Source organism: Salinibacterium sp. SWN248 (assembly GCF_015864575.1).
GTDB lineage: Bacteria > Actinomycetota > Actinomycetes > Actinomycetales > Microbacteriaceae > Rhodoglobus.
Genome location: NZ_JADYWW010000004.1, coordinates 1 through 4,521, shown reverse-complemented (window position 1 = coordinate 4,521; position 4,521 = coordinate 1). Strand labels below are relative to the sequence as shown.

Annotated in this window: 2 rRNA genes; both read right to left on the bottom strand. The window is 53.1% G+C overall.

From position 1 onward, the window contains the following. A 23S ribosomal RNA gene (locus tag I6E73_RS14530) occupies nucleotides 1–2,336 on the bottom strand; the annotation flags it as partial. A gap of 511 nt (nucleotides 2,337–2,847) precedes the next feature. Then, nucleotides 2,848–4,372: ribosomal RNA gene (locus tag I6E73_RS14525) — 16S ribosomal RNA — on the bottom strand. Between the last annotated feature and the right edge of the window lie 149 nt (nucleotides 4,373–4,521).

Below are 4,521 nucleotides of genomic sequence, written 5' to 3'. Positions count from 1 at the left end.
CCTATCCTACACAGGCCACACCGAACACCAATACAAAGCTATAGTAAAGGTCACGGGGTCTTTCCGTCCTTCTGCGCGTAACGAGCATCTTTACTCGTAGTGCAATTTCGCCGAGTTCGCGGTTGAGACAGCTGGGAAGTCGTTACGCCATTCGTGCAGGTCGGAACTTACCCGACAAGGAATTTCGCTACCTTAGGATGGTTATAGTTACCACCGCCGTTTACTGGGGCTTAAATTCACAGCTTCGCCTTACGGCTAACCGTTCCTCTTAACCTTCCAGCACCGGGCAGGCGTCAGTCCGTATACATCGTCTTGCGACTTAGCACGGACCTGTGTTTTTAGTAAACAGTCGCTTCCCACTGGTCTCTGCGGCCCTGCAGCGCTCCCGGAGCAAGTCCGTTCACGCCTTAGGCCCCCCTTATCCCGAAGTTACGGGGGCATTTTGCCGAGTTCCTTAACCACGATTCTCTCGATCTCCTTAGTATTCTCTACCTGATCACCTGAGTCGGTTTGGGGTACGGGTAACTTGAACCTCGCGTCGATGCTTTTCTTGGCAGCATAGGATCACTGATTTCGTCCGTGAGGACTACCCATCGAGTCTCAGCCGTAATGAGAGACGGATTTGCCTATCTCTCGGCCTACATTCTTAGACCGGGACAACCATCGCCCGGCTCAGCTACCTTCCTGCGTCACACCTGTTAATACGCTAACCGCACCAGAATAGGGTCGTACGCTAGGCCCCACGCCTCACCCCGAAGGGATTGGTCTAGGGGATTCAGATACTTAGCATTACTGGATTGGTTTGGGCGGTTCTTCGTCAGTACGGGAATATCAACCCGTTGTCCATCGACTACGCCTGTCGGCCTCGCCTTAGGTCCCGACTTACCCAGGGCGGATTAGCCTGGCCCTGGAACCCTTGATCATTCGGAGGACGGGTTTCTCGCCCGTCTTTCGCTACTCATGCCTGCATTCTCACTCGTGTAGCGTCCACGGCTGGTTTACACCGCCGCTTCACTCGCCACACGACGCTCTCCTACCACTCCGTACGGCTGAACCACGAAGGCTTACCTAAAATACGAAATCTACAACTTCGGTGGTGTGCTTGAGCCCCGTTACATTGTCGGCGCGGAATCACTTGACCAGTGAGCTATTACGCACTCTTTCAAGGGTGGCTGCTTCTAAGCCAACCTCCTGGTTGTCTATGCAACTCCACATCCTTTCCCACTTAGCACACGCTTGGGGACCTTAGTTGGTAGTCTGGGCTGTTACCCTCTCGACGATGAAGCTTATCCCCCACCGTCTCACTGCTGCGCTCTCACTTACCGGCATTCGGAGTTTGGCTAACGTCAGTAACCTTTTAGGGCCCATCAGCTATCCAGTAGCTCTACCTCCGGCAAGAAACACGCAACGCTGCACCTAAATGCATTTCGGAGAGAACCAGCTATCACGAAGTTTGATTGGCCTTTCACCCCTATCCACAGCTCATCCCCTCAGTTTTCAACCTAAGTGGGTTCGGTCCTCCACGTGCTCTTACACACGCTTCAACCTGGCCATGGATAGATCACTTCGCTTCGGGTCTAGAACCAGCGACTAAAACGCCCTATTAAGACTCGCTTTCGCTACGGCTGCCCCACACGGGTTAACCTCGCCACTGATCACTAACTCGCAGGCTCATTCTTCAAAAGGCACGCTGTCACAGCTACTAAGGCTGCTCCAACGGTTTGTAAGCAAACGGTTTCAGGTACTATTTCACTCCCCTCCCGGGGTACTTTTCACCTTTCCCTCACGGTACTTGTCCGCTATCGGTCATCTGGAAGTATTTAGGCTTATCAGGTGGTCCTGACAGATTCACACGGGATTTCTCGGGCCCCGTGCTACTTGGGATACTCTTCGGACCATTGCAACATTTCGACTACCGGGCTGGCACCGTCTATGGCTGGGCTTTCAATCCCATTCGTCTATATCACTTTGTAATCCTTGCTGTACGGCAGTAACAGCTGAAAAGTCCCACTACCCCGACCATGCAACGCCTGCCGGCTATCACACATGATCGGTTTGGCCTCTTCCGGTTTCGCTCGCCACTACTAACGGAATCACGGTTGTTTTCTCTTCCTGTGGGTACTGAGATGTTTCACTTCCCCACGTTCCCTCTACCCGCCCTATATATTCAGGCGGGAGTCACTGAGTCGTCTTGCAACGCCCAGCGGGGTTTCCCCATTCGGAAATCCTCGGATCAAAGCTCTATTATCAGCTCCCCGAGGCTTATCGCAGATTTATACGTCCTTCTTCGGCTCCAGATGCCAAGGCATCCACCGTTTGCTCTTAGAAAATTGATATCACATGAGTATAAGAATCGATCGCGACACCTAAGTGCCGAGATTGACCAATGAATTATTCCCCACAACCAAAGCTGTGAGGGTCATCGTTTATTTCTTGTGATCCGACCTTTCGGTCAGATCTAAGATGCTCGCGTCCACTGTGTAGTTCTCAAAATACGGGCGGTATCCTCCACCACAACCCCAAAGGGAAGCAGTACCAGGATCCGTTAGACCCAAACACCCTTGACGGGTGTTCACGGTCCTAAGGTACGAACACAAACCCAAAGGTTCGTGGCCGGTCCCTCAGGACCCAACAACGTGCAAAGACCAGCACCCCTGAAACCCCTCGTTCCAACCGGCAAGCCGGCGTACTAAAGAAACAACAGTTCCTCTGATCACAATGTCAATGTTCCACCCATGAGCGCCGTCCAACCCGAACAGGCTGGTACGACTCGGCAACATAAATTCGTTCCCCACTAACTCTGTGTATACCGCAGAGACGAGAAAACGAGTTGCACGTGCTCCTTAGAAAGGAGGTGATCCAGCCGCACCTTCCGGTACGGCTACCTTGTTACGACTTAGTCCTAATTACCAATCCCACCTTCGACAGCTCCTCCCCTTGCGGGTTAGGCCACTGGCTTCGGGTGTTACCGACTTTCATGACTTGACGGGCGGTGTGTACAAGGCCCGGGAACGTATTCACCGCAGCGTTGCTGATCTGCGATTACTAGCGACTCCGACTTCATGAGGTCGAGTTGCAGACCTCAATCCGAACTGAGACCGACTTTTTGGGATTCGCTCCACCTCGCGGTATTGCAGCCCTTTGTATCGGCCATTGTAGCATGCGTGAAGCCCAAGACATAAGGGGCATGATGATTTGACGTCATCCCCACCTTCCTCCGAGTTGACCCCGGCAGTCTCCTTTGAGTTCCCACCATTACGTGCTGGCAACAAAGAACGAGGGTTGCGCTCGTTGCGGGACTTAACCCAACATCTCACGACACGAGCTGACGACAACCATGCACCACCTGTTTACGAGTGTCCAAAGAGTGAACTATTTCTAGCCCGTTCTCGTATATGTCAAGTCTTGGTAAGGTTCTTCGCGTTGCATCGAATTAATCCGCATGCTCCGCCGCTTGTGCGGGCCCCCGTCAATTCCTTTGAGTTTTAGCCTTGCGGCCGTACTCCCCAGGCGGGGAACTTAATGCGTTAGCTGCGACACAGAAACCGTGGAATGGCCCCTACATCTAGTTCCCAACGTTTACGGCATGGACTACCAGGGTATCTAATCCTGTTCGCTCCCCATGCTTTCGCTCCTCAGCGTCAGTAACGGCCCAGAGATCTGCCTTCGCCATTGGTGTTCCTCCTGATATCTGCGCATTCCACCGCTACACCAGGAATTCCAATCTCCCCTACCGCACTCTAGTCTGCCCGTACCCACTGCAGGCTGGGGGTTGAGCCCCCAGTTTTCACAGCAGACGCGACAAACCGCCTACGAGCTCTTTACGCCCAATAATTCCGGATAACGCTTGCACCCTACGTATTACCGCGGCTGCTGGCACGTAGTTAGCCGGTGCTTTTTCTGCAGGTACCGTCACTTTCGCTTCTTCCCTACTAAAAGAGGTTTACAACCCGAAGGCCGTCGTCCCTCACGCGGCGTTGCTGCATCAGGCTTGCGCCCATTGTGCAATATTCCCCACTGCTGCCTCCCGTAGGAGTCTGGACCGTGTCTCAGTTCCAGTGTGGCCGGTCACCCTCTCAGGCCGGCTACCCGTCGTAGGCTTGGTGAGCTATTACCTCACCAACTACCTGATAGGCCGCGAGTCCATCCTTGACCGAAATTCTTTCCAGCTCCTAGCCATGCGGCTGAAGCTCGTATCCGGTATTAGACGTCGTTTCCAACGCTTATTCCAGAGTCAAGGGCAGGTTACTCACGTGTTACTCACCCGTTCGCCACTAATCCACCAGAGCAAGCTCCGGCTTCATCGTTCGACTTGCATGTGTTAAGCACGCCGCCAGCGTTCATCCTGAGCCAGGATCAAACTCTCCATAAATGTTTGATTGCACCAAGAAGCAAGCTCCTCAATGCACATCTTGCGTTACCCGCACCCGGAATAGGGTGTCGAGGCAACAAGTTTGAAACTGACAGAACAAATCAATACTGACTTGCTTTGTTGTTTATATCTTTTTCCAAAGGAATCCG